This window comes from Kitasatospora sp. NPDC028961 (assembly GCF_055564815.1).
On sequence record NZ_JBVHVO010000029.1, the window covers coordinates 1 to 5,347 of the forward strand.

Below are 5,347 nucleotides of genomic sequence, written 5' to 3' on the forward strand. Positions count from 1 at the left end.
CCTCTCTCCCCCCCCCCCCCTCCCCCCCCCCCCCCTCCCCTCCCCCCCCCCCCCCCCCCCCCCCCCCCCCCCCCCCCCCCCCCCGCCGGTCCGGGGGCCGCGCCGGGGTCAGCGGCCGGGCGGGGCGGCGGAGGCCGTGGGCGCGGCGGCGCTGCCGCAGGTGGCCGTGTCGATCAACGCCTGGAAGGTGCGGCCGGTCGCCTCGCTCAGCTCGTAGGGATTCAGCGAGATCGCCAGCTGCCGGCGCCCGGCGGCGTCGCCCATCACGATCGTGCCGTAGCCCGCGATCCCGCCGCTGAGCCCCCAGTAGTCGCCGCAGGCGGTCGGGTACCGCACCAGCCCGAGCCCGTAGCCGCCCCCGGTGTCCGTGGTGACCTGCTGCTTCATCTCGGCCAGCTCGGCCGGGCCCAGCAACCTGCCGCCGAGCAGCGCGGCATTGAAGCGGGTGAGATCGGCGGTGGTCGAGATCCCGGCGCCCGCCGGCCCGAAGGCGGAGGGGTTCTGCAGGGTGATGTCGACCGGGCCGTCGGCCCGCGGGAGGTATCCGTGGGCGTGCGGCCCGGGGACGAAGGGCGAGGAGCCGGGCATCGACGTCCCGTAAAGGCCCAGCGGGCGGATGATGCGGCGCTCGACCTCGTCCGCCCAGGAGTGCCCGGTCGTCCGCTGGACGATCATCCCGAGCAGCACGTAGTTGGTGTTGGAGTAGTGCCACGGGCCGGGCTCCGAGTACGGCGGGTGGGCGTTGGCGAGGTCGACGACGTCCTGCGGCCGGTAGGTGGTCCAGCGCCCGACCCGCAGCCAGCGCTCGGCCGCCTCGCCCTCGGTGCTGAACCGGGCGTCGTCCGTGAAGTTGTAGAGACCGCTGGTGTGGTTCAGCAGCCGGCGCACGGTGATCGCGCCGCCGTTCGGTACGACCCCGGGCAGGTACTGCTCGACCGGGGCGTCCAGGGCGATCCTCCCCTCCGCGACCAGCTGGAGCACCACGGTGGCGGCGAAGGTCTTGGTGACGCTGCCGATCCGGAACCGGGCGTCCTCGGGCACCGGCGCCCCGCTGCGCAGGTCGGCGACGCCCGCCGCGCCCCGCCACACCCGGCGGCCGTCCTCGCGCACCTCGGCCTGCACGGCACTGGAGCCGCCCTCCGACACCACGGCCCGGATCGCCCGGTCCAGCGTGGCGGCGTCGGTCACGGGCCGCGCCGGGACGGTGGCCACGACGCCACCGGGCGTCGCCGCGAGGGCCGCCGGCGCCGCGGTGCCCAGGAGGCCGGCCGTCGTCAGGGTGGCGATCGCGGCTCCGACGGCCGAGCGGCGGAGCCTTGACGGTGGCGTGCTGACGGTCATGACGGTGTCCCTCCCGAGAAGCGCCGGACTCCCTTCCGGCTGATGCCAGCCTGCCCCCGGCCCGCCGGGGCGGGCGTCCGCCCGAGGTCGCGACGGCCTCCCCCGGGGGTGTCGTGCGGGCTCCGCCGGAAGGAGGAGGAGCCCGCCTATCGACCGCGGCCGTCCGTCCCGTCGCCGCAGTTCGACGAGCCCCGGCAGCCAGAAGTCGGCGCAGGGGCCGGCGCTGGTGACGGTCGGCTCCACGGGCCGGCCGTTGCGACCGACCCTTCAAGGGACCGGCACCCGGACGTCCGAGCACGACCCCGCCCTCGCCCCCCCGCGCACGCCGCCGAGGCGCCCCCGATCCGCACCCGTCCGGGTGATGATCGGGGCAGAGAGCCGCCTCCTCACCCCCGGCGCCCCGACGGTCAGCCGAAGCCGACCCGGTCCAGCCAGAAGGTGAGCAGGTCGGCGTCCCCCTGGACGCCGACGCTCCCGGGCGGCCGGCGCCGGTAGACCAGCAGGAGCAGCTCGGTCAGCGGCCCGCTGACGGTCACGGCGCCCGGTTCGTCCGCGTGGCGCCAGGCGAGGGTGTCACCGGTGAGGTCGACCAGCCAGTCCGTGGCTCCCTCGGCACCGGCCGGATCGGTGGCGTGGAAGCGCAGGGTGCGGCCGGGGCCGGGCAGCTCCCTGGTCCGGGGGTGGACCTCGAAGTGCATCGGCAGCGAGCCGAGCTCCATCCACTCGTCGAGGCCGTCGCGGGCGACGTCCGGCTGGAGGGTGAAGGGCGCGCCGAGGGCCAGCGTCGCGTCGGCGCGGTGCACCGCGGTCTCGTGCGTGAAGCGGCGGGCGTAGAACGCCGTCGTGCCACCGGGGACGGGCGTCCACAGCGGTGCGTCGGGGCCGGCCTCGCGCAGCGCGTCGCTCAGCCGCCGGGCGCCCTCGGCGAGCCAGGGCCCGACCACGGCCGGGTCCTCGTCCGCGTAGGCGGCGAGATCGCGGAAGTGCCGGTCCGGGAGCGGCCCGGCGGCCCGGGTGCGCACGGTCTCCTCGGCCCAGCGCTGGCCGCCGCCGAGGTGGCGCAGGAGCTGGCCGACGTTCCACCCGGGGCAGGACGGCACCGGACGGGTCAGGTCGGCCCCGGCGACGGTGCCGCGCAGTAGGTCGGTCTGCGTGACGATCTCGGCGCAGTACCGGTCGTGGTCCAGAGGCGTCATGGCGCCACGCTATGCCGGGCCACCGACACCGGCCCCCGCAGGCCGTTCTCCCCGGTCGGTCGGTGCGGCCGGTTCGTCGGTGCGGCCGGTGCGGCCGGGGCCGGGCAGCTCCCTGGTTCGGATGCGTGCCGCGGGGTACGCCGCAGGTGGGAGGCCGATGCCCTCCTGCGGGCGGATGGCGGCCGGGGCGGTGCGCCGTATCGTCGGCGGTATGAGCCGACCGCTGCACCTGGCCACCTACCTGATGGCCTACGACACCCGGGCCCAGGCCCTCCAGGACCGCACCCGGGCCGGGTTCCTGCTGCGCGCCGCCGCGCTGGCCGAGCTGGCCCACCGCGGTGACCTCGTCGAGGACGGCCGGGGCCGGGTGCTGGTGGCGCCCGGCGCCGGCCCCGCCGGGGACCCGGTGCTGGACGCCGTCCTGGCCGAGGTGGCCGCACGGCGGCGCGGCTGGAAGTCGTGGATCAAACGCGGCCGCGAGGAGACGCTGGACGCCGTCGAGCAGCGGCTGGCCGTCCTCGGCGTGCTGACGGTCCGGGACCGTGACCCCTACGGCCCCGTCGTGCCGCGGCGGCCGGTGGCGATGCCCGACCCCCGGGAGGCGCTGGACCGGCAGCTCCGGGTGGCCGAACTGGTCCGTGGCGAGGAGCCGGTGGGCGAGGTGGCGTTCGCGGACGCGGTGCTGGCGGCGCTGGCCGCGCACGGGCAGGTGCGGCTGGTGCTGTCGCGCCAGGAGCAGCGGACGCACGCCGGGCGCATCGCGGCCCTCACCGCGCGGCTGGGGGAGCGGGCGCCCGGGCTGGCCAAGGCGGTCGACGGGCTGGGGACGACCATGGTGGCCGCGCAGGGCGGGATGGGCGGCGGCTGAGCACGGGGCGCCGGCCGGACAGGTGGGGGAGCGGCGGAGCAGGGCGCCGCGGAGCCGGTTCGTCGACGCAGCGAGTGGGCAGGAGTGGTGAAGCGCTTGCTTTGACGTCGGCGTCAATGTCTACCGTCGACATCGCGTACCGGCGCCGAACGGGCGGCGGAGACGCGTCCGGGGGGCCTGGCCGAGTGTCCGGCCATGACCACCCGTGGTTCAACGGCACCGGAGACCGCGTCACACCGCTGACGCGGCCGACCGGTGGCGATGCTTTGATTCGCCCCTGATACAACCCGAGGTCGCCTTCATGCCTTCCCTGCTGCACATCGACGCGAGCATTCGTCACGACGGCTCCGTGTCCCGCGAGTTGTCCGCCTACTTCGCCACCCAGTGGCGCGAGAACCACCCCGACGGCGGTTACGTCTACCGCGACCTGGGTGCCGAGCCCGTCCCGCACATCACGCACGCCGTCCGCGAGGCCCTGCTCGACCCGAGCGGCGAGCACGGCGAGACCCCGGAGGAGCGGGCGCTCAGCGAGGCGGTCACCGCCGAGGTGCGCGAGGCGACCACGCTGATCATCGGCGCCCCGATGTACAACTACACCATCCCGTCGACGCTCAAGGCGTGGGTGGACCGGCTCGTCACCCCGGCCCACATGGTGGCTCCCGGCGGCGACCCGGGCCTGCTCAGCGGCAAGTCCGTCGTGGTGGTCACCGCCCGGGGCGGCTCCTACGCCCCCGGCACCCCCCGTGAGGGCTGGGACTACCAGGAGCCGTACCTGCGCGCCGTCCTGGGCGCGATCGGCCTGGCGGACGACCTGACCTTCGTCCACGCCGAGCTGACGCTGGCCGCGATCGTGCCGCAGATGGCCGCGCTCAAGCCGCTGGCGGAGAAGTCCCGGGACACCGCGTTCGAGACGCTCAAGACGCTGGCCGCCTGAGGGTCCGTCATGCGGTAGTCCTGTCGGTGGGTCGCGGGGCCGCAGCCGGGTGGTTCCCGGCGGCGGCCCCGCTCACGTCCCACGTCGGCCGTGGCCCCGGCCGGGGCGATCAGCCGAGCCTGGCGGGCCGGGTGATCCCGGCCCGTTCGGCGACGTCCAGCGCCGGCTTCAGCAGGAGCGGACGGCGGTCCTCGTGCTCCGGACCGGCCGCCGCCAGCAGGTCCGCCACCACCGCGGCGTCCACGGTGCGCGCCTCGGCGTGCCGGACGAACCGGGCGAGCGCATCGGTGAACGCCGCCGCGTCCGCGGGCCGGACGGCGGCGAGCTCGGCCGCCTCGTCGGCGAACTCCGCCTCCGAGCCCAACCACCCGGCGGCGCCGGACAGTCCGTCGTCGTCGAGCGACTCCGGGTACGGGATGCGGTGCCAGGCCCCGGCCTGCCACCAGTAGACGAAGCCGAACAGGTTTCCCTCGGCGTCCTCGCGCAGCGCCTCCCAGGGCAGCCACGACGGGCCGCCGGCGAGGAAGTCGATCTGCCGGCCGTCGACGTGGGTCCGGCTGCCGTCGGAGTCCTGCCCGCAGAAGACGATGCCGCCGCCCTCGCACCGCGTGACGCGCCACCAGTAGGAGCCGCCCGTCGCGTCGCACCACACCCCGTGCTCGTCCAGCCAGTAGCCCTCGGGGTTGCCGTGGGCGGCCTCCAGGAGGGCGAAGGCGACAGCCCTCGCCCACACCCGGTCACCGTGGTCCAGATCCTCGGGCCGGCTCGGCCTGTGCATGATGCTGCTCCTCCTCAGGTGGATCGGGCCCAGCCTGGCACACGCCGCCGACAACGCGAGGAGCGGGCTCGCGCTCCTGCCGGAGGCGCCGCACGGCGAGGTCATGGTGCGGGGGCGGGGGGGGGGGGGGGGGGGGGGGAGGGGGTGGGGGGGGGGGGGGGAGGGGGGAGTACGTATTGGCCGCGAGCGAGGGGGGGGGGGGGGGCTCGACGCCCACCTACCAATACCAC

General features: G+C 76.2%; 5 protein-coding genes. 2 read left to right on the forward strand and 3 right to left on the reverse strand.

The genetic code is table 11. The features are described 5' to 3' along the window. Positions 1 to 108: 108 nt before the first annotated feature. Together ACZ4UX_RS31230 and ACZ4UX_RS31235 are read right to left on the reverse strand one after the other, a co-directional pair. Complete coding sequence (locus ACZ4UX_RS31230; RefSeq protein ID WP_465709071.1) at positions 109 to 1,341, reverse strand: serine hydrolase domain-containing protein; 1,233 nt, start codon at positions 1,339 to 1,341, stop codon at positions 109 to 111. A 407-nt stretch (positions 1,342 to 1,748) separates the two neighbouring features. After that, positions 1,749 to 2,537 (reverse strand): maleylpyruvate isomerase family mycothiol-dependent enzyme, encoded by a 789-nt coding sequence (locus ACZ4UX_RS31235; protein ID WP_465709072.1) that lies wholly within the window; start codon positions 2,535 to 2,537, stop codon positions 1,749 to 1,751. A 211-nt stretch (positions 2,538 to 2,748) separates the two neighbouring features. Between ACZ4UX_RS31235 and ACZ4UX_RS31240 the strand changes: the two genes are divergently transcribed. Beyond that, entirely contained in the window at positions 2,749 to 3,405 is a 657-nt protein-coding gene (locus ACZ4UX_RS31240) for a GPP34 family phosphoprotein (RefSeq protein WP_465606079.1), read from the forward strand. A 301-nt stretch (positions 3,406 to 3,706) separates the two neighbouring features. Further along, positions 3,707 to 4,339 carry an FMN-dependent NADH-azoreductase gene (locus ACZ4UX_RS31245; RefSeq protein WP_329485772.1) on the forward strand — a complete coding sequence of 211 codons (633 nt, stop codon included), beginning with the start codon at positions 3,707 to 3,709 and terminating at the stop codon, positions 4,337 to 4,339. Positions 4,340 to 4,448: 109 nt separating this feature from the next. Here ACZ4UX_RS31245 and ACZ4UX_RS31250 read toward each other — a convergent pair whose 3' ends face one another. Further along, complete coding sequence (locus ACZ4UX_RS31250; RefSeq protein ID WP_465709073.1) at positions 4,449 to 5,117, reverse strand: hypothetical protein; 669 nt, start codon at positions 5,115 to 5,117, stop codon at positions 4,449 to 4,451. Positions 5,118 to 5,347 lie beyond the last annotated feature (230 nt).